At 32.9% G+C, this 937-nt stretch carries 1 protein-coding gene; it reads right to left on the minus strand.

The features are described 5' to 3' along the window. Positions 1-322: 322 nt before the first annotated feature. Positions 323-739 carry a hypothetical protein gene (locus FS666_RS19380; protein WP_144463791.1) on the minus strand — a complete coding sequence of 139 codons (417 nt, stop codon included), beginning with the start codon at positions 737-739 and terminating at the stop codon, positions 323-325. Positions 740-937: the final 198 nt, after the last annotated feature.

Here is a 937-nt window from a genome sequence, read left to right on the forward strand (position 1 = left end):
TTTCAGGTTTTTCACCGGAGTTAATTTGAAATTAGGTGTCTGAAATAATGTGCTAGTTTACAAAAATAGCCTGGCTCCCAAAAAGAAGAACATAGAGTACAATCACTAAATAGTTTTGAATAATTTTTATAGTTCTTTCATCATTAGTTGGAATATTACCCTTGCTTTTTTCTCTATAAAATGAACTTTTGAATTTGATTTCTCCGTTTTTCGGGTATGGGTTAAATAAAGAACCGAAAGGACGGAGATATTGATGGGCAAAATCACCGAAATTGAAAGAGTCACAAAGCCTATGCACCCTTTACTTACATACATATTTTTCTTAAGCACGTTTAACAGATGCATCAATCTCATTTATCCATTTCAGCAAATCATCTTTTTTAATTTGCATTTTAAGACTGACACCTGATTCAGTTCCCATATTTGAATTGATTACCCCAGCATCTAAGTCTACATACAAGAGGTATTGATCTTGTTCTACTTCAGTATAAAAAAATGATAGATCTGGTTCCAATGCTGAAATCTCGCCTACTCCATCAATATTCTCAATTTGTGATAAAACAGTCTCAATATCATAATTTGTCCAAGTAATATTTCTTGAAACTGAACCAAATCCAAAATTAAGCACGAATTTTAATTCCACTTGCGTTATTCCATCTTCCACTACATTTTTACGAATTATTTCTGTAGTAAGCTTAGTTTTACTCTCTTCATAGTTCACATCTTTTAATAGAATCACTCACAAAACCCCCTTTAATTAAGGTACTACCATTTTTCTTTTTACAACAAGCACAACACAGCCTGTTGTAACCCTAATTATTTATGTTAGGAAGGTCAGATTCCCACCGAATCATTCTATTGGTAGTTGCGGATAGCTGTAACCGTCAAGTAGTTTTGAACACTTTTTGCTCATTAATTTTGAACACTTTTCGCTTGG

Source organism: Siminovitchia fortis, from assembly GCF_007681465.1.
GTDB classification, from domain to species: Bacteria; Bacillota; Bacilli; order Bacillales; family Bacillaceae_C; genus Siminovitchia; species Siminovitchia fortis.